This is a genomic window from Pseudomonas sp. GOM6 (assembly GCF_029537485.1).
GTDB lineage: Bacteria > Pseudomonadota > Gammaproteobacteria > Pseudomonadales > Pseudomonadaceae > Aquipseudomonas.
In genome coordinates, this window is record NZ_JARPUS010000003.1 from 200,605 (window position 1) to 226,796 (window position 26,192).

A 26,192-nucleotide genomic window follows, 5' to 3' on the forward strand; every position below is an offset into this window, starting at 1 on the left:
AGTCACTCAATCTCGCGCTATTCCGGGGCAAAAAATCGCAACGATTATAAGGAGATATAAACGAACTGCACACCCACGGGTGTTGTCTGCGACCTGCCAGTCGTAACAACAAGCAACAGAGCACCCCCGGCCCGAAGCTAAGCAGCCGCTCTGCTCTCGCGCCAAAATGAAGTGAACCATCCGTCTACTAGACCAAAGTCGCACGGGTGCAGAAACGAAAAACGGGAGCCGAAGCTCCCGTTTTGTTTGCTGCCTTCGCTTACTGCGGGAAGGCCGGCGGGTTGACCCCAGCCATGTCTTCCATCACACGCACGACCTGGCAGCTGTAGCCAAATTCATTGTCGTACCACACGTACAGCACAACGCGATTGTCGTTGCAGATGGTGGCCTCGGCATCGACTACACCCGCGTGGCGGGAGCCGACGAAGTCGGTGGACACCACTTCCTGCGACTGCACGAAGTCGATCTGCTTCTGCAGATCAGAGTGCATGGCCATCTGGCGCAGGTACTCGTTGATCTCTTCGCGAGTGGTGGCCTTTTCCAGGTTCAGATTGAGGATGGCCATGGACACGTTCGGCGTCGGTACGCGAATGGCGTTGCCGGTCAGCTTGCCCTTCAGTACCGGCAGAGCCTTGGCCGCGGCAGTGGCAGCACCGGTCTCGGTGATCACCATGTTCAGCGCTGCGCTGCGGCCACGACGGCTGCCCTTGTGGAAGTTGTCGATCAGGTTCTGGTCGTTGGTATACGAGTGAACGGTTTCGACGTGGCCGTTGACGATGCCGTACTGGTCATTCACCGCCTTCAGCACCGGCACGATGGCGTTGGTGGTGCAGGATGCTGCGGAGATGATCTTGTCGTCAGCGGTGATTTCGCTGTGATTGATGCCGTGCACGATGTTCTTCAGTGCACCCTTGCCCGGGGCGGTGAGGACAACACGATCAATACCCGGGCACTTCAGGTGCTGGCCCAGGCCTTCGGCGTCACGCCATTTGCCGGTGTTGTCGACCAGCAGTGCGTCCTTGATGCCGTACTGGGTGTAGTCAATCGACGCCGGATCGTTGGAGTAGATGATCTGAATCAGGTTGCCATTGGCGGTGAGGGTGCTGTTTTCCTCGTCGATGGTGATGGTGCCATCGAACTTGCCATGTACCGAGTCACGACGCAGCAGGCTGGCGCGCTTGACCAGGTCGTTCTCGGCGCCCTTGCGCACAACGATGGCACGCAGACGCAGGCCGTCACCACCACCGGTCTTCTCGATCAGGATGCGCGCCAGCAGGCGACCAATACGACCGAAACCGTACAGCACCACATCAGTACCTTCGCGAGCGGCACCATTCTGCTTACCGGCCACGTCGGCCAGCTCATCCTTGGTGAATTGCTCGATGCTGCGACCAGCGCCTTCACTCTTGAACTTGGCAACCAGCTTGCCCAGGTCTACGGAAGCAGCGCCCAGCTTGAGCTCGCTCATGGTCTTGAGGATCGGGAAAGTATCGTGAACCGACAGTTCGACCTCGCCGTCCAGGCGGTGACGGGCGAAACGGTGGGCTTTGAGAATGTCGATCACCGAACGGTTGATCAGACCACGGCCGTAGATCGAGGTCACCACGCTGTTGTTGCGGTACAGCTGACCAATCATGGGAATCATCGCTTCCGCGATGGCTTCACGATCAATCCACTCACCGAGACACTGGTCGGGCTTCTGGGTCACGGGCAATACCTTCCAAATGTAGGGGCTGAAAAAAGGGGCTACATTATGACGACGAGCGCTAGCCGGAGCAATGCGCGCCTGTCGCCACTGACAGTTACCACCTCCCCTCGTTACAATCGCCCCCTTCATTTCGCCTGGGGCCACGACACCTGTGTCCGTACTGCACTTGCCGAAACTGCCGGCCGCATCCGGCAAACAGCACTGGGGCAACCTGCCCGGTGCCGCACTGAGCCTGGCCGTCGCCGAGGCCGCCAGCGCCGCCAAACGCTTCACACTGCTGCTGACCGCCGACAGCCAGAGCGCCGAGCGCCTGCAGGAAGAGCTGGCCTTCTTCGCCCCGGACCTGCCGGTGCTGCACTTCCCGGACTGGGAAACCCTACCCTACGACGTGTTTTCGCCGCACCAGGACATCATCTCCCAGCGCATCGCCACCCTGTACCGCCTGCCGGAGATCAAGCACGGCGTGCTGGTAGTGCCGATCGCCACCGCCCTGCACCGCCTGGCGCCGACCCGTTTCCTGCTCGGCAGCGGCCTGTTGCTGGATGTCGGCCAGAAGCTCGATGTCGAGGAAATGCGCGCGCGCCTGGAAGCCGCCGGCTACCGCTGCGTCGACACTGTCTACGAGCACGGTGAATTCGCTGTACGCGGCGCGCTGATCGACCTGTTCCCGATGGGCAGCGAAACGCCCTACCGCATCGACCTGTTCGATGACGAAATCGAAACCCTGCGCACCTTCGACCCGGAAACCCAGCGCTCGATTGACAAGGTGGAGTCCATCCGCCTGCTGCCGGCCCGCGAGTTCCCGCTGGAGAAGAAGGCTGTCACTGATTTTCGCGGGCGCTTTCGCGAGCGCTTCGATGTCGACTTCCGCCGCTGCCCGATCTACCAGGATCTCTCCACCGGCATCACTCCGGCCGGCATCGAGTACTACCTGCCGCTGTTCTTCGAGGAAAGCGCCACCCTGTTCGACTACCTGCCACAGGACACCCAGGTGTTCTCCCTGCCCGGCATCGAGAAGGCCGCCGAGCAGTTCTGGCAGGACGCGCGCAACCGCTACGAAGACCGCCGCGTCGACCCGGAGCGCCCGATCCTGCCTCCCGCCGACATCTTCCTGCCGGTCGAAGACTGCTTCGCCCGTCTGAAGAACTGGCCGCGTGTGGTGGTCGACCAGAACGATATCGAAACCGGCGTCGGCCGCGAACGTTTCAGCGCCCGCGCCCTGCCCGACCTGGCCATCCAGGCCAAGGCCAGCGAGCCGTTGGCGGCGCTACGCCGCTTTATCGAGGAATACCCGGGCCGCGTGTTGTTCAGCGCTGAGTCCGCCGGCCGCCGCGAGGTGCTGCTGGAGCTGCTGGCGCGCCTCAAGCTCAAGCCGCGTGAAGTCGCCGACTGGCACGAGTTCACCGCCAGCAAAGAGCGCCTGGCCATCTGCATCGCGCCGCTGGACGAAGGCCTGCTGCTCGACGAGATCGCCCTGGTCGCCGAAAGCCCGCTGTTCGGCCAGCGCGTGATGCAACGCCGCCGCCGCGAAAAATCGCGCGATGGCGGCGACAACGTGATCAAGAACCTCACCGAGCTGCGTGAAGGCGCGCCGGTGGTGCATATCGACCACGGCGTCGGCCGCTACCTGGGCCTGATCACCATGGAGTTCGATGGCCAGGCCGCCGAATTTCTCGCCCTGCAGTACGCCGACGAGGCCAAGCTCTACGTGCCGGTCGCCAGCCTGCACCTGATCGCCCGCTACACCGGCAGCGACGATGCCCTGGCGCCGCTGCACCGCCTCGGCTCAGAGACCTGGCAGAAGGCCAAGCGCAAGGCCGCCGAGCAGGTGCGCGACGTGGCCGCCGAGCTACTGGACATCTACGCCCGCCGCGCCGCCCGCGAAGGTTATGCGTTCAAGGACCCAGCCGCCGACTACGCCACCTTCAGCGCCGGCTTCCCCTTCGAGGAAACCCCGGACCAGCAGGCCGCCATCGACGCGGTGCGCGAGGACATGCTCGCCGCCAAGCCGATGGATCGCCTGGTCTGCGGCGACGTCGGCTTCGGCAAGACCGAGGTGGCCATGCGCGCCGCCTTTATCGCCGTACACAGCGGCAAGCAGGTGGCCGTGCTGGTGCCGACCACCCTGCTCGCCCAGCAGCACTACAACAGCTTCCGCGACCGCTTCGCCGACTGGCCGGTAACGGTCGAGGTGATGAGCCGCTTCAAGACCGCCAAGGAAGTGAGCGAAGCCGTCGGCAAGCTGGCCGAGGGCAAGGTCGATATCGTCATCGGCACCCACAAGCTGCTGCAGGACGACGTCAAGTTCCAGAACCTCGGCCTGGTGATCATCGACGAGGAACACCGCTTCGGCGTACGCCAGAAGGAGCAGCTCAAGGCCCTGCGCAGTGAGGTGGACATCCTCACCCTCACCGCCACGCCGATCCCGCGCACGCTGAACATGGCCGTGTCGGGCATGCGCGATTTGTCGATCATCGCCACCCCGCCGGCGCGGCGCCTGTCGGTGCGCACCTTCGTCATGGAGCAGAACAATCCGACCATCAAGGAAGCGCTGCTGCGCGAGCTGCTGCGTGGTGGTCAGGTGTACTACCTGCACAACGATGTGAAGACCATCGAGAAATGCGCTGCCGACCTGGCCGAACTGGTGCCGGAAGCGCGCATCGCCGTCGGCCACGGGCAGATGCACGAGCGCGACCTGGAACGGGTGATGAGCGACTTCTACCACAAGCGCTTCAACGTGCTGGTGGCCTCGACCATCATCGAGACCGGCATCGACGTGCCCAGCGCCAACACCATCCTCATCGAACGCGCCGACAAGTTCGGCCTGGCCCAGCTGCACCAGTTGCGTGGCCGCGTCGGCCGCAGCCACCACCAGGCCTACGCCTACTTGCTCACCCCGCCGCGCAAGGGCATGACCGACGACGCGCAGAAGCGTCTGGAGGCCATCGCCAATGCCCAGGATCTCGGCGCCGGCTTCGTCCTGGCCACCCACGACCTGGAAATCCGTGGTGCCGGCGAGCTGCTCGGCGACGGCCAGAGCGGACAGATCCAGGCCGTCGGCTTCACTCTCTACATGGAGATGCTGGAGCGCGCGGTCAAGGCCATCCGCAAAGGCGAGCAACCGAATCTGGAGCAACCGCTGGGCGGCGGTCCGGAGGTCAACCTGCGGGTGCCTGCGCTGATCCCCGACGACTACCTGCCGGACGTGCACGCCCGCCTGATCCTCTACAAGCGCATCGCCAACGCCACCGACGAGGAAGGCTTGAAGGAGCTGCAGGTGGAGATGATCGACCGCTTCGGCCTGCTGCCCGAGCCGAGCAAGAACCTGATCCGCCTGACCCTGCTCAAGCTGCAGGCGGAAAAGCTCGGCATCACCAAGGTCGACGCCGGCCCGCAGGGCGGGCGAATCGAGTTCGCCGGCGATACCTGCGTTGACCCGCTGACGCTGATCAAGCTGATCCAGAGCGCACCCACGCGCTACAAGTTCGAAGGCGCCACCGTCTTCAAATTCCAGGTGCCCATGGAGCGCCCGGAAGAACGCTTCAATACCCTGGAGGCGCTGCTGGAGCGCCTCGCCCCGCAATCCGCCTAAAGGACTGACCCATGCGCGCGTTACGCCTTATCCCCCTGCTGCTCTGCCTGCTGGCCCCGGCCGCTTTCGCCGATGGTCTGTACCAGATCGAACTCATCGTCTTCCGCCAGGCTGGCGAAGCACTCAGCAGCACTCAGCCAGCGCCGGACGACTGGGCCGTGGGCGCAACGCCGATCAGCAGCAACGAACGCGGCACGGCGCTAAACGACGAAGCCGCCAAGCTCAACCCGGGCAACGGCTACGAAGTGCTGCTGCACAAAGCCTGGGCGCAGAACCTGTCCGCCGTGCCGAGCGCTGCGGCTGTCAGCACCGGCAACGAGCAGTTTGGCCACTACCCGGTCGAGGGCTCGGTCAGCCTCAGCGAACAGGAGCGCCTGGTCGATCTGGAAGCCAACATCTGGATCAACCGCTTCGACGCCGATGGCCTGCTCAGCGGCAGCGAGCGAGTTCGCCAGCGCACTCGCCTGCGCCTGGGCGAGCTGACCTACCTCGACAACGGCAGCCTCGGCCTGCTGGTCAAGGTCACCCAGCCCTGATATGGCCACGCTGCAGGAACTGCTGCAGCACGACGCCTGGCAAACGAACTTCGACCCGGGCGCCCTGGAGCGCGGCCGCCGCTATGCCGCGCAGGGACGGGTACGAGTCATCAGCCAGCAAGCACGACAGATTCACGCCAGCTGCCAGGGCAGCGCCGACCACCGCTACCAGCAATGGATCCGTCCTGGCGATGCCGGCATAGCCCTGCTCACCCGCTGCAGCTGCCCGGTCGGACACAACTGCAAGCACTGCGCAGCAGTGCTGTTCCAGCTCGACATGAATGCCTTCAGCCCGGATAACACGCAGCCCCCGCGCCACATTGACGACCTGCAGCCGGTCGCTCATCTGGCCCTGGGCAGTCACCTGCTGAGCACCTATCAGCCGGGCAATCGGCGCACGGTACAGCAATGGCAGCACCGCGCTGGCCTGAGCTTCGACTACGCCGGGCGCCAGGTGCACGGCAAGCGTATCGCCAATGGCGAGCGTATTCGCCAGACCGTGGACAACCTGCCTGTCAGCATCGCCCGTCAGGCCGATAGCGAACAGCGCCTGCGCCAGCAACTGGAGAGCCTCGGCCTGCGCCCCGCCATGCGTCAGAGTCTGGCCCTGCCGGAAGGCAGCGGGGAGATGTACGAACTACCCAGCGACGGCACCTGGCTGCATTTCGTCCAACAGGCCCTGCCCGAGCTACGCGCCCAGGGCTGGCAGATCGAGGTCAAACCGGGTTTTCACTTCGACCTCAGTCCACTGCAGGGCTGGTACGCCGAGATCGAGGAAGCACCGAGCCAGGACTGGTTCGATCTGGAGTTGGGCATTCTGGTCGACGGTCAGCGCATCAGCCTGCTGCCGGTGCTACTGCGCCTGATCCGCAGCCGCCCCGAACTGCTCGCACCCGGCAATCTGGCCAAACGCGGCGACGACGAACTGCTGCCCGTGCAGCTGGAGCACAAGCGCAGCAGCGATGGCCAACCCCTGCAGGTCGCCCTGCCCTTCGCCCGCCTCAAGCCAGTGCTGGCCACCCTGGGCGAGCTGTACCTGCGCGAACCGGACCCCAGCCCGAGCCTGCGCCTGTCCGCCCCCGATGCCGCGCGACTGAGCCAACTCAATGAGCTGCCCCTGCAGTGGCAAGGTGGCCAGCGCCTGCGCGATTTCGCCCAGCGCCTGCAGCAGGATCAAGCACAGCCACACGCGGCGCCTCCAGGCCTGCAGGCCGAACTGCGCCCCTACCAGCTCGACGGCCTGCGCTGGATGCAAACCCTGCGCGAACTGCAGGTCGGCGGCGTGCTCGGCGACGACATGGGGCTGGGCAAGACCCTGCAGAGCCTCGCCCACCTGCTCTGCGAAAAGCACGCCGGCCGCCTGGATCGCCCAGCCCTGGCGGTGATGCCCACCAGCCTGATCCCCAACTGGCTGGATGAAGCCGCCCGCTTCGCCCCCGAGCTGCGCGTGCTGGCCCTGCATGGTCCGAAGCGTGCTGCCGACTTCGCCCGCCTCGACCAGTACGACCTGCTACTGACCAGCTACGCACTGCTGCCGCGCGACCTGCCGCACTGGCGCAAGCAACCCCTGCATGTACTGCTCCTCGACGAAGCCCAGTACATCAAGAACCCCACCAGCAAGGCCACTCAGGCGGCCTGCCAACTGGAGGCCCGCCAACGCCTGTGCCTCACCGGCACGCCACTGGAAAACCACCTGGGCGAGCTGTGGTCGCTGTTCCACTTCCTCATGCCCGGCTGGCTGGGCGACGCCAAACGCTTCACTCAAGACTACCGCACCCCTATCGAGAAGCAGGGCGACCAGGCCCGCCTGGAGCATCTCAAGGCGCGGGTCAAACCCTTCCTGCTCAGAAGGCGCAAGGATCAGGTGGCCAAGGAGCTGCCCGCCAAGAGCGAGATCGTCCACTGGGTCGACCTCGGCCAGGGGCAGCGCGACCTCTACGAAACGGTACGCCTGGCCATGGACCGCAAAGTGCGCGAGGAAATTGGCCGCAAGGGCCTGGCCAGCAGCCAGATCGTCATCCTTGAGGCCCTGCTCAAACTGCGCCAGGTATGCTGCGATACCCGCCTGCTGCGACACGATGGCGCCGCCCACTCGGCCAAGCTGGATAGCCTGTTGCTGATGCTCGAAGAGCTACTGGCCGAGGGGCGAAGGGTACTGCTGTTCTCCCAGTTCACCTCGATGCTCGCCCTGATCGAAGCGGAACTGCAGCGGCGCAACATCGCCTATGTCCTGCTGACCGGCGCCACCCGCGACCGGCGCGAACCGGTACAGCGCTTCCAGAACGGTGAAGTGCCGCTGTTTCTGATCAGCCTCAAGGCCGGCGGCACAGGCCTGAACCTCACCGCGGCGGACACGGTGATCCACTACGACCCCTGGTGGAACCCGGCGGCGGAGAATCAGGCCACCGACCGCGCCTATCGCATCGGCCAGGACAAGCCGGTGTTCGTCTACCGCCTGATTGCGCGCGGCACGGTGGAAGAGAAGATCCAGCAACTGCAGCAGCGCAAGGCCGCACTGAGCGCCGGCTTGCTGGAAGGTGGCAACCAGGGCGACTGGCAGCTGCGCGCCGAAGACATCGACGCCCTGTTCGCCCCACTGCCGAAGTAGCCCTCAGGGCTGGGCCAGCACCCGCCCCAGCACGGCACAGACCTTGTCGATCCCCTGAGCCAGCTCGCGCTCAATATCGGCCATGGTGATCAGACCCGCAGCCTTGCCCGCGGCCGGATTGACCACCAGCGCCAGACAGGCATACGGCAGATCCAGCTCGCGCGCGAGCGCCGCCTCGGGCATCCCGGTCATACCGACGATGTCACAGCCATCGCGCTCCAGGCGCACGATCTCGGCAGCCGTTTCCAGACGTGGCCCCTGAGTCGCGGCATACACACCATGACTGCTGTGCGGATAACCCAGCACCTGCAGCGCCTCGATCAGACGCTGGCGCAGCGCTTCGTCATAGGGATAACTGAAATCGACGTGGGTGACGTGCTCGATCTCGCCCTCGAAAAAGGTATGTGCCCGACCCCAGGTGTAGTCGACCAGCTGATGCGCGACGCACAGATGGCCGCTGCCCATGGCCGGATGAATGCCTCCCACCGCATTGACCGCGAGGATCGCCTCGGCGCCCGCCTGCTTCAGCGCCCAGAGATTGGCGCGATAGTTGATTTGATGTGGCGGGATGCGGTGCGGATGGCCATGACGAGCCAGAAACAGCACCTCATGACCGCCATACTCGCCCCGCAGAACGGCGGCCGATGGTGAACCAAAGGGCGTGTCCAGATTGTGCATCTGCTTGATGCTCAGACCTTCCAGCTGGGTCAGGCCGGTACCACCGATGATCGCGTAGGTCGTCATGACTCCTCCTTAATCAATCAGCTGCGCATCACGCAGCGCCGTCACCGCCTGCAGCCAACGCGGCTGCTCGCGGTAGTCGGTGCGCGCATAACCCTGACCACGCATGCGCGCCAAGCCCCTGGGCGGTAGCACCTGGAGGCGCTGCAAGGCGCTCAGCGCCAGCTCGGCTGCCGCGCGGTCGTTGCATACCAGGCCCATGTCGCACCCGGCCGTCAACGCCGCCTCGATTCGGCTGGCCGCGTCGCCCACTACATGAGCGCCAGCCATCGACAGGTCATCGCTGAAGATCACACCCTCGAAGCCCAGCTCCCCACGCAGGATCTCCTGCAGCCAGCGGCGCGAGAAGCCGGCCGGCCCCTCATCAACCTGCGGATAGATCACGTGGGCCGGCATCACCGCCGCCAGTTGGCGACTGAGTTGACGGAACGGCACCAGATCCTTGCCGCGGATCTCGTCCAGACTGCGCTCATCCACCGGAATCGCTACATGGGAGTCCGCTTCGGCCCAACCGTGACCGGGAAAGTGCTTGCCGCACGCCGCCATGCCGGCAGCGTTCATGCCGCGAATAAATGCACCGGCCATGCGCGTCGCCAGCTCGGGGTCACCCTCGAAGCTGCGACTTCCGACCACCGCGCTGCGCTGGTGATCCAGGTCCAGCACCGGGGCAAAACTGAGGTCAAGTCCCACCGCGAGCACCTCGGTAGCCATCAGCCAGCCGCACTGCTCCGCCAGGTACTCGGCAGCCGGATTGTCTGCGAGCGCGCGCATGGCCGGCAGCCGGACGAAACCATTGCGCAGACGCTGCACCCGCCCGCCCTCCTGATCCACTGCCAGCAGTAGATCGGGGCGTATTGCGCGGATAGCCGCACACAGCTCACGCACCTGACGCGGCTCTTCAATATTGCGGGCAAACAGAATCAAACCACCCACCTCGGGCTGGCGCAGTATCCAGCGATCCTCGGCCGTCAGCCAGGTGCCTTGGATATCCAACATCAGGGAGCCGTACAGAGGAGTCGTCACAACAAAGTCCTTAGACGAGATCGGCTGCCGCCCACTCAGGGCACGCCGCCTCGTCGATCAATACCGCACAGTGCGGCGGTACACGGGGAAAGAGGTCCAGCAAATCGCTGTTGCGCAGGCGCACACAGCCATGAGACAGCGGCACACCCATGGGTTCCGTATCAGGCGTGCCATGCAGATAGATGTAGCGGCGAAAGGTGTCGACCGCCCCCAGGCGGTTGATACCGGGCTCGCAGCCGCTGAGCCAAAGAATGCGGGTCAGAATCCAGTCGCGCCCGGGAAACTGTTCAGCCAGGGCAGCAGACCAGACCTCCCCCGTCCAGCGTCGACCTCGCAGCACCGCGCCCTCTGGCAGACCTTCACCAATCTTCGCGCGCACCTGATGGCGACCACGTGGCGTGCAGTTGGAGCCGCTGCGTTCACCCGGCCCATTCAGCGCCGTGGAAACCGACAAACGCAGACGCAGCTGCCCGTCGGCGAAGCCATACAGGCGCTGGTCGGCAATGGAGATATGCAGGAAATCGAGCAGATACATGGGCCGCTAGCTTAGCCCATCGACCCGCTCGGGCACAGGGTCAGCCGGCCTTGGCGGCAACCGGCTTGCTACGCGGCTTGAACTGGGCGTTGGCCAGCGCTTCATCGCTGACACCGCTCTCGGCGCGCATCCCCGCCGCGAGAAACGGCACCATCAGGCGCATCACCTGCTCCAGCGAGGTATCGACACCGAAGTCATTCTCGGCCATGCCGCGCAACGCCTTGATACCCGACATGCTGAAGGCTGCGGCACCGAGCATGAAGTGAACACGCCAGAAGATCTCCAGCGGCGGCAACTTCGGTGCGACTTCGTTGAGCAGCAGCATGTAGCGACGGAAAACCTTGCCGTATACCTCTTCCAGGTACTTGCGCAAATGGCCCTGGCTTTGACTGAAAGCCAGACCGAGCAGACGCATGAAGATCGACAGGTCGTTGCCACTGCGCGGCTTAACCGCCAGTGCCTGCTCCACCAGCATATTGAGCAAGTCTTCTAAGCTCGCCTTCTCACCCGCACGCGCCTGACGCCGATCCAATTCACGCTCCAGGCTGATGCAGAACGGCCCAAGAAATCGCGAAAACACTGCCTGAATCAGCGCTTTCTTGGAACCGAAGTGGTAATTCACCGCCGCCAGATTGACTCCAGCCTTGCTAGTGATCAGACGCAAAGAAGTTTCAGCAAAACCTTTCTCGGCAAACAGCTGTTCAGCTGCATCCAGGATGCGCTCAACGGTTTCTGATTGAGCCATGACACTCTCACCTGACAAACACTTGTTTGAAACATACGTATCAGGCAGACGCCCTGTCAAGCCTGAAAGGCCCTTTCATGGCTGACCGGTCACGCATTAAACCATAGAGCAATGAGCGCAACATCGCCGCCACCTGGCAAGCAGCTTATTAGGCGATTTAGCCTTGGATCAGAAACAGCAGTTGCCAGCGACAGATCACTGTATATAATCACAGCACCTGTATAAACAGACAGACCGCCAGCATGCTCAAACTGACGCCGCGTCAAACTGAAATTCTCTCCTTTATCAAACGCTGCCTGGAAGACAACGGTTATCCCCCCACTCGGGCGGAAATCGCCCAGGAGCTGGGCTTCAAATCACCTAACGCCGCGGAGGAACACCTCAAAGCTCTCGCGCGTAAAGGTGCCATCGAGATGACCCCGGGCGCATCGCGCGGCATTCGCATTCCCGGCTTCGAGCCCACAAGCAACGAAGAAGAAGGGCTGCCCGTCATCGGCCGTGTGGCTGCAGGCGCGCCGATCCTGGCGCAGCAGAACGTCGAGGACTCCTGCAAGATCAACCCCGAGTTCTTTCATCCCAAAGCGGACTATCTGCTTCGCGTACGCGGCATGAGCATGAAGGACATCGGCATCCTCGACGGTGACCTGCTGGCGGTGCACACCACCCGTGAGGCACGCAATGGTCAGATCGTGGTGGCGCGCATCGACGATGAAGTCACCGTCAAACGCTTTCAGCGCAGCGGCAACAAGGTGCTGCTGATCGCAGAAAACCCGGAGTTCGCGCCCATAGAGGTGAATCTGGAAGAACAAGATCTGGTCATCGAAGGCTTGAGTGTCGGCGTCATCCGCCGCTGAGTTAAGGAGAGCTTCATGCAGTTCCCGCAGTCGCTGAATCGTTCACAACTCCCTCTGTTTGAAGCCTTCATTGGCAACTCGATCCCCCAATTGCTCGACGAACTGGTCGAAGCACCTTGGATCGAAGAGCCGGAACCTTTCAGCGAACTGCGCCTTTCCGGCTCCCCAGGTAACTGCCGTCACCTGCTCGGCCCGATGCTGCGCGAGCTCAGCCAACACCAGGATGCACGCTGGCTAACCCTGGTCGCCCCGCCCGCCTCGATCACCAACGCCTGGCTGCGCAGCGTGGGCCTCAACCTGGATCGTCTTCTCCTGCTGCAACCACGCGCAGGTCAGGATGCACTGGAGCTGACCAAGGAGGCCCTGAGACTGGGACGCAGCCACACCGTGGTCAGCTGGCTTGATTTGCAGGGCACTCAGCGCGCGCAGCTAAGCGGCGCCGCACGAGTAGGCAGCGCCCAAAGCCTGAATATTCGACTGGATTAACTCGAAGACGGAGCATTCGCTCCAAACCGATGCCCGTTGCGGGCATCGATACTCAATGCAGCACGCGCGGCTGCTCTTCCTGCTCGATATCACCCTCAGCCAGTCGGCCGGCCATCTGCACGCCAACGTTGAGCATGGCTTTGGCGACCTCGACATGGTGTCCCTGCATGAAAGCCCGCGCATCTGCAGAGAAGTCCAGCGTTACCAATACTTCCTCGTCTTCAGCACGACGCAAAATAATGCGGCCATCGGGCATTTCGACGATTTCAAGGAAGGATGTGGTCATAAGGTACTCTCCAGACAAGAGGGCCAGTGTAACAGCCAGAACGGCCCTACCCTAGCCCGTCGATCCTATCAGCACTCGCTGAGCGACTCACGGTAACGCAACACCAGCTGCTTGAGATCCTGTCGCCAACCTTCAAGATCGGCACTACTCAACGGCGCAGCCTGCTCCTCGACACTGATTGCTTCGATCAGAGGTAGCGTCGGATCGACCTTGGCTTTTTTCAGTGCTTGCGGAGGACGATGAAGCGCTGCGTGTGCCGCCAGCAACTGCGCCAGCCAGCTTTCCGGCTGCTGGGCAATTTCGAGCAACTCGGACAGCTCCGGTGTCGGTGAATCCCGCAATACCTGCTGATTGAGTATCAGATCGACACGTGGTGCCGCAGCCAACGCCAGCTTGTAGTAATCCGTTATTTCGTGACAAAGCCCCAGCACTGCACCGTAGAGGTGAAAGAGGACTGCCTCACGCTCCGCCTGCTGCAAGGCAGGCGCATTGGCCACGGCACCATCCTCGGCCTTTCGCAGGCTTTCCAGCGCCAGCCCGGCGAAAAATATCTTCTGATTGGTACGGGTGTAAGGCTCATGGGCCATGACCAACTCCTGAGCGGCAACCAATCACCGCATCGAGAACGAAACAGACACTGGCGGAGCACCTATTGGCGCCCCACCCGATAGCGAAGGGTTCAGCGCTTGTCTTCCACCTTCCACTTGCCGCCATCGAAGAAGGCGCGCCAGCCAGTGGGCTTGCCGTCCACCTCGCTCTGCACATACTGCTCCTTGGTCTTGCGACTGTAGCGGATCACCGCCGGACGGCCTTCTGGGTCCTTAGCCGGCGCATCCAGCAGGAAGTGGTACTTGGGATCGATCTCGCTCTTGTGCGGAATCAACTCCAGAACCAGTGGCGCACGGGTTTCACGGTTCTTGGGGAAGCCACTGGCGGCGAGGAACAGCCCGGAGGCGCCATCACGTAGTACGTAAGTGTCGTCGACCTTTTCGCACTTGAGCTCCGGCATCGGTACCGCATCCATCTTCGGCGGCGCCGCCTCACCACTCTTGAGCAGCTTGCGGGTGTTCTTGCAGCTGCTGTTGGTACACCCGAAGAACTTGCCGAAACGCCCGGTCTTGAGCTGCATCTCGCTACCGCACTTGTCACACTCAAGGCTCGGCCCTTCGTAGCCTTTGATGCGATATTGGCCCTGCTCGATCTCGTAGCCGGCACAGTCCGGGTTGTTGCCGCAGATGTGCAGCTTGCGGGTCTCGTCCAGCAAGTAGGCATCCATCGCCGTGGCGCATATCGGGCAGCGATGCTTGCCCAACAGCACGCGTGATTCGGACTCGCCTTCGTCGTCCGCGGCGATTTCATCGCCCGGAATCAGATTGATGGTGGCCTTGCAACGCTCTTTTGGCGGCAATGCATAACCAGAGCAACCGAGAAACACACCGGTGGATGCGGTACGGATCATCATCGGTCGACCACAGTCACGGCAGGCGATGTCGGTCGGCGTCGGTTGATTGGCACGCATCCCCGTGTCAGCGACTTCGGCCACTTCAAGCTTCTTCCTGAAGTCGCCATAGAACTCGTCGAGCAGGTGCTTCCAGTCCCGTTCACCCTGGGCAACGTCATCCAGATGCTCTTCCATACCAGCAGTGAAGCCGTAATCCATCAGGTTGGCGAAGCTCTCGTTGAGCCGCTCGGTGACGATGTCGCCCATCTTCTCCGCGTAGAAGCGGCGATTGTGAACGGTGACGTAACCGCGATCCTGAATAGTGGAAATAATCGCCGCATAGGTCGAAGGACGACCGATGCCACGTTTTTCCAGTTCCTTGACCAGGCTGGCCTCGGAGAAACGCGCCGGCGGCTTGGTGAAGTGCTGGCTCGGGTCAAGCTTGATCAGCTTAAGCGCCTCGCCTTCCTTCATATCTGGCAGGACATCATCCTCACCAGGCTTGCTCTGCTGCGGCAGTACGCGGGTATAGCCGTCGAACTTGAGAATACGACCCTTGGCACGTAGCTCGAAATCGCCGGCCTTGGCGGTTACCGAAGTAGACAGGTATTCGGCGGGCGGCATCTGGCAGGCCACGAACTGACGCCATATCAGCTCGTAAAGACGCTCGGCGTCACGCTCCATGCCAGAGAGCTGGGTCGGGCGCAGGTTGACGTCGGACGGGCGAATCGCCTCGTGCGCCTCCTGAGCCCCCTCCTTGCTCGAATAGAAGTTCGGCTTGGCAGGCAGGTACTTTTGGCCGAACTCGCTGTCGATGAAACCGCGCACCATGTCGATGGCATCATTCGACAGGTTGGTCGAGTCGGTACGCATATAGGTGATGTAGCCGGCCTCATAGAGACGCTGGGCCATCATCATGGTCTTCTTCACACCGAAGCCCAGGCGATTGCTCGCCGCCTGCTGCAGGGTGGAGGTAATGAAGGGCGCGGAAGGCTTGCTGGAGGTAGGCTTGTCTTCGCGCTTGCTGACGCTATAGCTCGAAGCCTTGAGCTTCTCCAGCGCAGCCATGGCCTGGGCTTCATTGAGCGGCTTGAAAGCCTCGCCATTCTCACGAGCCACCTCGAAGCGCACCTTGGCGTCCTTGGCGGTGCCCAGGTCCGCATGCACTTCCCAATACTCTTCGGGCACGAAGGCACGGATTTCCTTCTCGCGCTCCACCACCAGTTTTACCGCTACCGACTGCACGCGGCCGGCAGACAGGCCACGAGCGATCTTCGCCCACAGCAGTGGCGAAACCATGTAACCCACTACGCGATCCAGGAAACGACGGGCCTGCTGCGCGTTGACTCGGTTGATGTCCAGCTCACCGGGCTGGGAGAAGGCCTCCTGGATGGCCTTCTTGGTGATTTCGTTGAACACCACGCGCTTGTAGCGGCTGTCATCGCCACCGATGGCTTCACGCAGGTGCCAGGCGATGGCCTCTCCCTCGCGATCCAAGTCGGTTGCGAGATAGATGGTGTCAGCATCCTTGGCCAGGCGACGCAGCTCTTCAATCACCTTCTCCTTGCCGGGAAGGATCTCGTATTTGGCTTTCCAGCCATGCTCGGGGTCGACACCCATGCGGTTGAACAGCTGACGCTTGGCTTTTTCCTTGGGCGACAGCGCAGGCGCCTCGGCAGCCGCAGCCTTGCCGCGCTTGGCCGGCTCCTTGCTGGCGCTGGCGGAACCGCTGGTGGGCAGGTCACGAATATGGCCGATGCTCGACTTCACCACGAACTGGTTGCCCAGATACTTGTTGATGGTCTTGGCCTTGGCCGGGGATTCCACGATGACCAGCGATTTGCCCATGGATTGGAGAATTCCTGAATACAAAAAGAAAAGAATAAGCGGCCAGCGCCTATAGAGGCACCGCTATATATAGTGGCCGTCGAGCTCAGGTCAAGGGCGACTGCCGTTCACTCCCGGGCCAATCAGCGCGGTTTCTGCCTCGATCAGCGCGAAGCGCGGCACTGTTTCACCGTCCAGTTCGACAGTGCCGCAGAACATTTCCAACGGCCTGACCCAGAGGCCGAAATCACCATACAGGGCTTGATAGACCACCAGCCACTCCTCGGTCTCGGAGTGCTGGGCAACGGCGAACACGCGGTACTGCGGCCCCTTGTAGTGACGGTACAAGCCGGGTTGAAGTTGCATGAAGGACTCCTAAAAAGCAAAACCGGGGCACAAGGCCCCGGTCTTCACATCGACTGACGCTTAGACGCGCTCGAAGATGGTGGTGATGCCCTGGCCGAGGCCCACGCACATAGTGGACACGCCCAGCGTACCGCCGTTCTGCTTCATCACGTTCAGCAGGGTGCCGGAGATACGCGCACCGGAGCAACCGAACGGGTGGCCCAGAGCGATGGCGCCGCCGTGCAGGTTAACCTTCTGCTCCATCTTGTCGAGGAGTTTCAGGTCTTTCAGCACCGGCAGAGCCTGGGCTGCGAAGGCTTCGTTCAGCTCGACGAAGTCAATGTCGTCCATGCTCAGACCAGCGCGCTTGAGAGCTTTCTGGGTGGACGGCACCGGGCCGTAACCCATGATCGCCGGATCGACACCGGCCACCGCCATGGCGCGAACCACGGCCATCGGCTGGATACCCAGATCCTGAGCGCGCTGAGCGCTCATGACGATCATGCAAGAAGCGCCGTCGGTGATCTGCGAGGAAGTACCTGCAGTCACGGTGCCGCCTTTCGGGTTGAACGCCGGCTTCAGGGCAGCCAGGCTCTCGAGGGTGGTTTCCGGACGAATGGTTTCGTCGAAGTCGAAAACTTTCAGGAAACCATTCTCGTCGTAGCCTTGCATCGGGATGATTTCATCCTTGAACTTGCCTTCGACAGTGGCTTTGTGCGCCAGGCGGTGAGAACGCTCACCGAAGGCATCCTGCTGCTCACGGCTGATGCCGTGCATCTTGCCCAGCATCTCGGCGGTCAGACCCATCATGCCCGACGCCTTGGCAGCGTACAGGGACAGGTGCGGGTTCGGATCGACACCGTGCATCATGCCGACGTGGCCCATGTGCTCCACACCACCAACGACGAAGACGTCGCCGTTGCCGGTCTGGATGGCCTGCACGGCAGTGTGCAGGGCGCTCATGGAGGAACCGCACAGACGGCTGACGGTCTGGCCGGCACTGGTGTGCGGAATCTGGGTCATCAGCGACGCCATGCGCGCGATGTTCCAGCCCTGCTCCAGGGTCTGGTTGACGCAGCCCCAGATCACGTCTTCGACTTCAGCCGGGTCCAGCTTGGTGTTGCGGGCCAGTACGCCACTGATCAGGTGTGCCGACATGGTCTCGGCACGGGTGTTGCGGTGCATGCCGCCCTTGGAACGACCCATCGGGGTACGACCGAAGTCGACAATGACTGCATCTCTCGGATTCAGGCTCATATTTCTACTCTCGCTCTGTTCGCTGCGCGATTAACCGAAGAACTTCTGGCCCTTGGCGGCCATTTCGCGAAGTTTGGCGGTCGGGTGGTACAGCGCGCCCAGCTCGGCATACTTGTCAGCCAGGGCCACGAATTCAGCTACACCGATGGAGTCGATGTAGCGCAGGGCACCACCGCGGAAGGGCGGGAAGCCGATGCCGTAGATCAGGCCCATATCGGCCTCAGCTGCGGTTTCGACGATGCCGTCTTCCAGGCAACGAACGGTTTCCATGCACAGCGGGATCATCATGAAGTTGATGATGTCTTCGTCGGTCAGCTCACGCTGCTCCTTGACGATAGCCTTGAGGAGCTCGTAAGCCTCCGGATCCTGAACCTTCTTCGGCTTGCCACGCTTGTCGGTTTCGTAGGCGTAGAAGCCCTTGCCGTTCTTCTGGCCCAGACGATTGGCGTCGTACATCACGTCGACAGCAGTCTTGCCTTCGACAGCCATGCGATCCGGGAAACCTTCAGCCATTACGTCACGGCCGTGGTGGCCGGTATCGATACCGACGACGTCGGACAGATAGGCCGGGCCCATGGGCCAGCCGAACTTCTCCATGACCTTGTCGATGCGCACGAAGTCGACACCGAACTCAAGGAGCTTGCCGAAGCCACCGAAGTACGGGAACAGCACGCGGTTGACCAGGAAGCCCGGGCAGTCGTTGACCACGATCGGGTTCTTGCCCATTTTCTTGGCGTAAGCCACGGTAGTAGCAACCGCCACATCGCTGGACTTCTCGCCACGAATGACCTCAACCAGCGGCATCATGTGCACCGGGTTGAAGAAGTGCATGCCGACGAAGTTTTCCGGGCGCTTCAGAGCCTTGGCCAGCAGGCTGATGGAGATGGTCGATGTGTTGGAGGCCAGGATGGCGTCTTCCTTCACCGCATCTTCCACTTCGGCCAGAACGATCTGCTTGACCTTCGGGTTCTCGACCACAGCTTCGACAACGATGTCGACGTTGCCGAAATCACCGTAGGACATGGTCGGGCGAATGGCGTTGAGGGCTTCGGCCATCTTGGCCGGGGCCAGACGGCCCTTCTCGACGCGCTTGCCGAGCAGCTTGGCAGCCTCGCTCAGACCCAGCTGAATACCCTCTTCACGGATATCCTTCATCAGGATCGGGGTGCCTTTGGAGGCGGACTGGTAGGCGATACCGCCACCCATGATGCCGGCGCCGAGTACGGCGGCCAGTTTCACGTCGCGAGCGATCTCGTCATGCTGCTTGGCCTTCTTCTTCAGATCCTGATCGTTCAGGAACAGGCCAACCAGGCTCTCGGCAACCGAGGTCTTGGCCAGCTTGACGAAGCCAGCGGCTTCCACTTCCAGCGCCTTGTCACGACCGAAGTTGGCGGCTTTCTGGATGGTCTTGATCGCCTCGACCGGAGCCGGGTAGTTCGGGCCAGCCTGGCCAGCGACGAAACCTTTGGCGGTTTCGAAGGCCATCATCTGCTCGATGGCGTTGAGCTTGATCTTTTCCAGCTTGGGCTGACGCTTGGCCTTGTAGTCCAACTCGCCGGAGATGGCGCGCTTGACCAGATCCAGAGCGGCGTCCTTGAGCTTGGCCGGAGCAACTACTGCATCGACGGCGCCTACTTTCAGGGCGTCGGCAGCTTTGTTTTCCTTACCGGATGCGATCCACTCGATGGCGTTGTCGGTACCGATCACACGCGGCAGACGCACGGTGCCGCCGAAGCCCGGGTAGATACCCAGCTTGACTTCCGGCAGGCCGATCTTGGCGCTCTCGGAGGCAACACGGTAGTCACCCGCCAGGCACATTTCGAAACCGCCACCCAGGGCGATGCCGTTGATGGCGACGACGGTCGGAACGGCCAGGTCTTCGAAATCACTGAAGATCTTGTTGGCTTCGAGGTTGCCGGCAACCAGCTCTTCGTCGGGCAGTTTGAAGTTCTCGACGAACTCGGTGATGTCGGCGCCGACGATGAATACGTCTTTGCCGCTGGTGACGATTACGCCCTTGATCGAACCGTCGGCCTTGATGGCATCGACCGACTGGCGCAGTTCGCTCAGGGTCAGACGGTTGAACTTGTTAACGGACTCACCCTTGAGGTCGAAATTCAATTCGACGATGCCGCCCTCAAGAGCCTTAACCGTGATGGCTTTACCTTCGTAAATCATCAACTGATCTCCACGGTATGGAAGCTGAACGGTACACATCGGAGCCAACCGGCCGGGGCCGCTCGTGGCATAGAGCCGTCGAGCATAGTCCCATTCGATCCGACACACCCGCCGACGCGATAATCGGGCTGTAAAGGCGCTACCTACAGCGGCAGACGCTCAATTCATACGCCCGTTTGATTTGGGTGGGCGTACATTCAGTGAAAACCGGGCAATTGTCAATTGCCCGTCACAGGCGCCTCCCGTGAGAGCAGCGTCACCAAATGACCATGAATGGCATTTCATTCATAAAACAATGAAGAACGCAGCCCCAGAGCGGCTTGCAAGCGTAGCGCCGCTATTAGGCCACCGCCGCCAGAAACTCGGCGACTCGCTGCAATTCAGCCTCTTCGCCGCGCTCCCCCCAGTACAGCGCCACCATTTGCGGTCCAGCCTCGACCTTGTAGACATCCACCGGCAAACGCTGCAGCTTCTCCAGCAACCCCGCATCGACGCATGGCTCGCGCCATTGATTGCACCATTGCCCAGGCGCTGTCTGCCAATAACTCCAGGTGTCGCTAACGCCGCGTCGCCGGCCACGGTGGTATTGCGCGCAACTGGCTGGCGGATGACCTTCAAACCAGTGCGGCCAGTCCTGCTGGCTAAGTTGCATACCCAAGCCCAAACGACGAGCCGCCAGGCGCAGCGCCATCTGCCCGCGCTGACGCGGCGAAGGACGCAACCAAACCAGCGGACTGAGCGCCGCCCCGATCAGCAAAAGCACTACCCACCACGTCATATCTGCCACTTGAAAACTAAAGCCTGTGTTATGAAGAGGGCGACGCCATACTGCAAGCATGCCCATTCAATGGAGGAAACCTCGATGCCTTACCAGCACATCCTGATTGCCGTCGACCTCACCGACGAGTGCCATCCCGTGGTAGAGCGCGCCCTGGCCATCGCCGCCAGCAGGGGCGCCAAGACCTCCCTGGTGCACATCGTCGAGCCCATGGCCATGGCCTTCGGTGGCGACGTACCGATGGACCTGTCCATGCTCCAGCAGCAGCAATTCGACCAGGCCCGCGAGCGGCTGGACAGCTTTGCCGGCAAATACCCGCAACTCGGCAGCGAACAGCGCCACCTTGCCTACGGTCAGCCTCGCCAGGAAATCCATCGTCTGGCCGATGAACAGGGCTGCGACCTGATCGTGGTCGGCAGCCATGGCCGCCACGGCTTAGCCCTGTTGCTTGGCTCCACCGCCAATGACCTGTTGCACGGCGCCCCCTGCGACGTCCTGGCCGTACGCCTGAAGAAGCCCAAGGACTAGCGCGCTAGTCCTGAGTCTCGCCCGCGCTCATCACCAGCGGGCGAATCTTCTGCAACTGGGTTTCCAGCGACACCGTCATGCTCGACGACATGGAAAAGAAGGTGAGGAAGGCCTTGAGGTTGGAGTCCCCCTCACAAACATCGAGGATGCGCTGCCAGAACGCCTGATTGACCAGTTGCAACTGCTGGAACTGCTTGACCAGCCCCTTCAGCTCCCAGTCGGCCCGACGGCCTTCGCGGAAATGGAAATACTGCCGCGCCAGATAGAGAGAAATGGTGCGCAGGATGAACTCCTGACTACTGGCAAAAGGCAGATGGTTGTGGGCCATCGGCTTGAGGCGCGCCAGCACCGGACAGGCACTGGTGGCCATAATCACGCCCAGCAACGAGCGCAGCCCCTCTTCCAGGCCCACCAGCTTGCTGTACTCGCGCTCCGGAGTACGCACCCAGACCTGAGCCTTCTTGAAGGCCGGTAAGCCCTGAAAGTCTTCGATGACCCGGTGCAGATCAACCGCTGCCGGACATCGACTGAATTGATCCCGACTCAGCGGGCAATTGCTGCACTGATGATGTTCCAGGCGCGTCCATTTGGGCGCAGCCTCGGCACTCTGGGCATCGTACTGACGGTCCAGCTCGATCCTGTAGCTGAACTGATGGTTGTCATCCAGCGTGACGCGGTACTCAATCGCCATGCATGTCTCCGACAAGCGTTTCAGGCTTCCAATTCGGCCCAGCGCTCCAGCAACTGGTCCAGTTCCTCTTGCAGGCTTTGCAAGCGCTCCAGCGCAGGCCCGGTGATAGCCACGGCCTGCTGGTAGAACGCCGGATCGGCGATCTGCGCCTGCAGCTCTGCCAGCTGGGCCTCCAGGGCATCGATCTGCCCAGGAATGGCTTCCAGCTCACGCTGCAGCTTGTAGCTGAGCTTCTTCTTGTTGGCGGCCGGAGCGTCCTCCACCACCGGGGTAACGGGGGCCGCGGCGGGTGCCACCGCAGCCAGTTCGGCCTTACCCGATTTGCTCTCACCGACGCCCAGCAGGCGCGGCGAACCACCCTGGCGCAGCCAGTCCTGATAACCGCCGACGTACTCGCGAACCCGCCCCTCGCCTTCGAAAACCAGGGTGCTGGTCACCACGTTGTCGAGGAAGGCCCGGTCGTGGCTGACCATCAGTACGGTGCCCGGGAAATTCAGTAGAACCTCTTCCAACAACTCCAGGGTTTCCACATCCAGATCATTGGTCGGTTCGTCCAGCACCAGCAAGTTGGCGGGCTTGCTGAACAACTTGGCCAGCAACAAGCGCGCGCGCTCACCACCGGACAGCGCCTTGACCGGCGTACGCGCACGCTGCGGGCTGAACAGGAAGTCTCCAAGGTAACTCAGCACATGGCGGCTCTGACCGTCGATGCTGATGAAGTCGCGACCTTCGGCGAGGTTGTCTATCACAGTCTTTTCAGGGTCCAACTGATGGCGTAGCTGATCGAAATAAGCCACTTCGATCTTGGTCCCTGCCACTATCGTGCCACTAGTCGGATTCAGGTCGCCCAGCAACAGTTTCAGCAGCGTGGTCTTGCCGGTTCCGTTGGCCCCGAGCAGACCGATGCGGTCGCCGCGCTGCAGCACCATGGAGAAGTCGTGTACCAGCGCGGCTCCCCCTGGGTGCGCAAAACTGACATTTTCCGCCACTATCACCTGCTTGCCGGACTTCTCCGCCGCGTCCAGCTGGATGCTCGCCTTACCCTGACGCTCGCGCCGCTCGCTGCGCTCCTGGCGCATGGCCTTGAGCGCACGCACACGGCCCTCGTTACGGGTACGGCGAGCCTTGATGCCCTGGCGAATCCACACTTCTTCCTGGGCCAGACGCTTGTCGAACAGCGCATTGGCAGTCTCTTCGGCTGCCAGTTGCTGCTCCTTGTGCACCAGGAAGCTGGCGTAATCGCCGTTCCAGTCGATCAGCCCGCCGCGATCCAACTCGAGGATGCGCGTGGCCAGGTTCTGCAGGAAGGAACGGTCGTGGGTGATGAACAGTACGGCGCCGCCAAAATCCTTCAGCGCCTCTTCCAGCCAGGCGATGGCGCCGATATCAAGGTGGTTGGTTGGCTCGTCCAGCAGCAGTAAATCGGGTTCGGAAACCAGCGCCTGGGCCAGCAACACACGGCGGCGCCAGCCACCGGACAGCTCGGCCAGGGTCTTGTCGGCCGGCAGCTGCAGACGACTCAGGGTGCTTTCCACCAGCTGCTGCAGGCGCCAGCCATCCTTTGCCTCCAGCTCCTGCTGAACATGCATGAGCTGATTGAGGTCATCATCGCTGTGGATGTGCTGACTGAGATGGTGATAGCGAGCCAGCAACTCACCAACGCCTGCCAGTCCCTCGGCGACCACATCGAATACAGTCCGTTCGTCGGCACGCGGTAATTCCTGCGGCAACTCACCAATTTTCAGCGCCGGCGCACGCCAGATCTCGCCGTCATCGGGCATCTGCTCGCCCTTGACCAGGCGCAGCATGCTCGACTTGCCCGTGCCATTGCGCCCGATGATGCACACCCGTTCGCCGCGAGCAATTTGCCAGGACACGCGGTCCAGCAGCGGCATGGCACCGTAGGCCAGGGATACATCGGCGAACTTGAGCAGGGTCATGGGAAACACCTTGAAAAACGGGGCGCGCATTCTAACCGAGTTACGGGGCTACCATACTGGCCTCTGCCCATCATCAATGGCGGGTTTTTCCGGCCTGGCCCAACAAGCTAAGCTAGGCCCATTGGAAGCACCCCGCTTCGATTAGCTCTCATCACGGATGTGTCATGCGCCGCCCTCTGCTCTATCTGCTGTCCTCGCTCGTCACCTGTTCCCTCGCCCTGGCCAACGCCCACGCTGCGAACCTGGCCCAGCAACGCCAGATGTATGACCAGGCCAAGCGAGCCCTGGCCAAGGGTGACAGCGGTCCCTACCGGCAGTACGCCAGCGCCCTGCGCGACTATCCACTGGAGCCTTATCTAGCCTACGACGAGCTGACCGCACGCCTGAAGTCTGCCAGCAATGACGAGATAGAAGCCTTTCTTACCGAGCACGGCGACCTGCCCCAGGCCGGCTGGATGAAGCTGCGCTGGTTGCGCTGGCTGGCCGAGCGCGGCGAATGGCAAACCTTCGCCAACCATTACGACCCGCAACTCAACTTCACCGAACTGGATTGCCTGTACGGCCAGTACCTGTACCGACACAACATGAAAGCCGAGGCACGGGCCGCCGCGGAAAAGCTCTGGCTGGTGGGCAAGTCACAGCCTGAGGCCTGCGATGCCCTGTTCAGCACCTGGCGCAGCGACGGACAACTGACCGAGGAGCTGCGTTGGAAGCGCGCCAAACTGGCGGCAGAAAACCGCAACTACGGATTGGCCAGCTACTTGGTCAAGGGCCTGCCGACCCTCGACATGCAGGGCAAGATGCTGCTGGAGGCCGCGCAGAAGCCCCAGGTCATGAGCCAGACCGCCCGCTTCGTCCCCGCCGACCGGCATATGGCAGACGCCGCCGGCCTCGGCCTGCGCCGCCTGGCGCGCCAGGACCCGGAAAAGGCGCTGAGTCTGCTCGACGTTTACGCCCGCAAGCTGCCCTTCTCAGCCGAGGAAAAAGTCGCCATCGCCCGTGAGGTCGGCCTGACCCTGGCCAAGCGCTTCGACGTACGCGCCCTGCAGGTCATGGCTCAGTACGATCCGGAGCTGCGCGACAACACCGTCTCCGAATGGCATGCCCGCCTGCTACTTCGCCATGGCCGCTGGGACGAGGCTTATCAGCTGACCAGTCGCATGCCGGCAGACCTGGCCACCACCAGCCGCTGGCGCTACTGGCATGCGCGCAGCCTGCAACTGGCCAAGCCGCAGGATCAGCAGGCTGCGGCCCTCTACCAGCAACTGGCCAAGGAACGCGACTTCTATGGCTTTCTCGCCGCCGATCGGGTAAAGGCCCCCTACAGTCTCAACCACAAGCCAATGGCCATCGCCCCGCAGGTGATGCAGAAAGTTCGCAATACGGCTGGAATCCGACGTGCCCTGGAGTTCCATGACCGCGGCCAGATCGTCGACGGGCGCCGCGAGTGGTACCACGTCAGTCGCCTTTTCAGTACCGAGGAACTGGTGGCTCAGGCCAAGCTGGCCTACGACAAGCAATGGTACTTCCCGGCCATCCGCACTATCAGCCAGGCCAAATACTGGGATGACCTGGATATCCGCTTCCCCATGCCCTACAAGAACAGCCTGATCAGCCAGGCCAAGCTGCGCGGCCTGCATTCGAGCTGGGTGTTTGCCATCACCCGCCAGGAAAGCGCCTTCATGGCCGACGCCCGTTCGCCGGTCGGCGCCATGGGGCTTATGCAACTGATGCCGGCTACCGCCAAGGAAACCGCACGCAAGTTCAGTATCCCCTTGAGCAACCCACAGCAGGCTCTGGTACCGGACAAGAACATCCAGCTCGGCGCGGCCTACCTGAGCCAGGTACACGGCCAGTTCAACGGCAACCGTGTGCTGGCTTCGGCTGCCTACAACGCAGGGCCTGGTCGCGTGCGCCAATGGCTACGGGGAGCAGACCACCTGTCATTCGATGTCTGGGTAGAAAACATTCCGTTCGACGAAACCCGCCAATACGTACAGAACGTTCTCGCCTACGCAGTGATCTACGGCCAGAAACTGGGCTCACCTACACCCCTGGTGGACTGGCACGAGCGCTTCTTTGACGATCAGTGA

General features: G+C 62.2%; 21 protein-coding genes. 7 read left to right on the forward strand and 14 right to left on the reverse strand.

What is annotated here, in order from left to right; all coding sequences use genetic code 11:
• Positions 1-259: 259 nt before the first annotated feature.
• Entirely contained in the window at positions 260-1,726 is a 1,467-nt protein-coding gene (locus P7A97_RS05555; RefSeq protein WP_277689019.1) for a glyceraldehyde-3-phosphate dehydrogenase, read from the reverse strand.
• A 133-nt stretch (positions 1,727-1,859) separates the two neighbouring features.
• Between P7A97_RS05555 and mfd the strand changes: the two genes are divergently transcribed.
• Genes mfd through P7A97_RS05570 form a run of 3 tightly spaced genes read left to right on the forward strand, consistent with a single transcriptional unit; the run spans position 1,860 to position 8,444 of the window.
• The gene (mfd, locus tag P7A97_RS05560; protein ID WP_277688947.1) at positions 1,860-5,300 is read left to right on the forward strand and encodes a transcription-repair coupling factor; all 3,441 of its coding nucleotides are present in this window, start codon (positions 1,860-1,862) and stop codon (positions 5,298-5,300) included.
• 11 nt (positions 5,301-5,311) lie between these two features.
• Positions 5,312-5,836 carry a CsiV family protein gene (locus P7A97_RS05565; RefSeq protein WP_277688948.1) on the forward strand — a complete coding sequence of 175 codons (525 nt, stop codon included), beginning with the start codon at positions 5,312-5,314 and terminating at the stop codon, positions 5,834-5,836.
• Between the two features lies 1 nt (position 5,837).
• Entirely contained in the window at positions 5,838-8,444 is a 2,607-nt protein-coding gene (locus tag P7A97_RS05570) for a DEAD/DEAH box helicase (RefSeq protein ID WP_277688949.1), read from the forward strand.
• A 3-nt stretch (positions 8,445-8,447) separates the two neighbouring features.
• On the opposite strand, the gene P7A97_RS05575 is transcribed toward P7A97_RS05570, so the two are convergent.
• The 4 genes from P7A97_RS05575 to P7A97_RS05590 are packed head-to-tail and all read right to left on the reverse strand — an operon-like array spanning position 8,448 to position 11,488.
• Positions 8,448-9,188 (reverse strand): S-methyl-5'-thioinosine phosphorylase, encoded by a 741-nt coding sequence (locus P7A97_RS05575; RefSeq protein ID WP_277688950.1) that lies wholly within the window; start codon positions 9,186-9,188, stop codon positions 8,448-8,450.
• Positions 9,189-9,197: 9 nt separating this feature from the next.
• Entirely contained in the window at positions 9,198-10,196 is a 999-nt protein-coding gene (gene nagZ, locus P7A97_RS05580) for a beta-N-acetylhexosaminidase (protein ID WP_277689020.1), read from the reverse strand.
• 22 nt (positions 10,197-10,218) lie between these two features.
• Positions 10,219-10,743 carry a L,D-transpeptidase gene (locus P7A97_RS05585; RefSeq protein ID WP_277688951.1) on the reverse strand — a complete coding sequence of 175 codons (525 nt, stop codon included), beginning with the start codon at positions 10,741-10,743 and terminating at the stop codon, positions 10,219-10,221.
• 40 nt (positions 10,744-10,783) lie between these two features.
• The gene (locus P7A97_RS05590; protein ID WP_277688952.1) at positions 10,784-11,488 is read right to left on the reverse strand and encodes a TetR/AcrR family transcriptional regulator; all 705 of its coding nucleotides are present in this window, start codon (positions 11,486-11,488) and stop codon (positions 10,784-10,786) included.
• Between the two features lie 242 nt (positions 11,489-11,730).
• On the opposite strand from P7A97_RS05590, the gene lexA reads away from it, so the two are divergent.
• Entirely contained in the window at positions 11,731-12,342 is a 612-nt protein-coding gene (gene lexA, locus P7A97_RS05595) for a transcriptional repressor LexA (RefSeq protein WP_277688953.1), read from the forward strand.
• 15 nt (positions 12,343-12,357) lie between these two features.
• The gene (sulA, locus tag P7A97_RS05600; RefSeq protein WP_277688954.1) at positions 12,358-12,828 is read left to right on the forward strand and encodes an SOS-induced cell division inhibitor SulA; all 471 of its coding nucleotides are present in this window, start codon (positions 12,358-12,360) and stop codon (positions 12,826-12,828) included.
• 52 nt (positions 12,829-12,880) lie between these two features.
• On the opposite strand, the gene P7A97_RS05605 is transcribed toward sulA, so the two are convergent.
• The 7 genes from P7A97_RS05605 to P7A97_RS05635 all read right to left on the reverse strand — a co-directional run bounded on the left by P7A97_RS05605 (position 12,881) and on the right by P7A97_RS05635 (position 20,940).
• Entirely contained in the window at positions 12,881-13,114 is a 234-nt protein-coding gene (locus tag P7A97_RS05605) for a hypothetical protein (RefSeq protein ID WP_277688955.1), read from the reverse strand.
• A gap of 68 nt (positions 13,115-13,182) precedes the next feature.
• Entirely contained in the window at positions 13,183-13,701 is a 519-nt protein-coding gene (locus P7A97_RS05610) for a DUF6586 family protein (protein WP_277688956.1), read from the reverse strand.
• Positions 13,702-13,793: 92 nt separating this feature from the next.
• Positions 13,794-16,403: a type I DNA topoisomerase gene (topA, locus tag P7A97_RS05615; protein WP_277688957.1), complete on the reverse strand. Its 2,610-nt coding sequence runs from the start codon at positions 16,401-16,403 to the stop codon at positions 13,794-13,796.
• A 90-nt stretch (positions 16,404-16,493) separates the two neighbouring features.
• On the reverse strand, positions 16,494-16,748 hold the full coding sequence (locus tag P7A97_RS05620) for a DUF1653 domain-containing protein (RefSeq protein ID WP_277688958.1): 255 nt from the start codon (positions 16,746-16,748) through the stop codon (positions 16,494-16,496).
• A 60-nt stretch (positions 16,749-16,808) separates the two neighbouring features.
• A complete protein-coding gene (gene fadA, locus P7A97_RS05625; protein ID WP_068826336.1) occupies positions 16,809-17,984 on the reverse strand; it encodes an acetyl-CoA C-acyltransferase FadA in 1,176 nt (391 codons plus the stop codon).
• Between the two features lie 30 nt (positions 17,985-18,014).
• On the reverse strand, positions 18,015-20,162 hold the full coding sequence (gene fadB / locus P7A97_RS05630) for a fatty acid oxidation complex subunit alpha FadB (protein ID WP_277688959.1): 2,148 nt from the start codon (positions 20,160-20,162) through the stop codon (positions 18,015-18,017).
• Between the two features lie 340 nt (positions 20,163-20,502).
• Positions 20,503-20,940: a hypothetical protein gene (locus P7A97_RS05635; RefSeq protein WP_277688960.1), complete on the reverse strand. Its 438-nt coding sequence runs from the start codon at positions 20,938-20,940 to the stop codon at positions 20,503-20,505.
• A gap of 84 nt (positions 20,941-21,024) precedes the next feature.
• Here P7A97_RS05635 and P7A97_RS05640 point away from each other — a divergent pair, with 84 nt between their 5' ends.
• Entirely contained in the window at positions 21,025-21,468 is a 444-nt protein-coding gene (locus tag P7A97_RS05640; RefSeq protein ID WP_277688961.1) for a universal stress protein, read from the forward strand.
• A gap of 4 nt (positions 21,469-21,472) precedes the next feature.
• On the opposite strand, the gene P7A97_RS05645 is transcribed toward P7A97_RS05640, so the two are convergent.
• On the reverse strand, positions 21,473-22,159 hold the full coding sequence (locus P7A97_RS05645) for a hypothetical protein (RefSeq protein WP_277688962.1): 687 nt from the start codon (positions 22,157-22,159) through the stop codon (positions 21,473-21,475).
• A gap of 20 nt (positions 22,160-22,179) precedes the next feature.
• Complete coding sequence (locus P7A97_RS05650; RefSeq protein ID WP_277688963.1) at positions 22,180-24,099, reverse strand: ATP-binding cassette domain-containing protein; 1,920 nt, start codon at positions 24,097-24,099, stop codon at positions 22,180-22,182.
• A 164-nt stretch (positions 24,100-24,263) separates the two neighbouring features.
• On the opposite strand from P7A97_RS05650, the gene P7A97_RS05655 reads away from it, so the two are divergent.
• The gene (locus P7A97_RS05655; protein WP_277688964.1) at positions 24,264-26,192 is read left to right on the forward strand and encodes a transglycosylase SLT domain-containing protein; all 1,929 of its coding nucleotides are present in this window, start codon (positions 24,264-24,266) and stop codon (positions 26,190-26,192) included.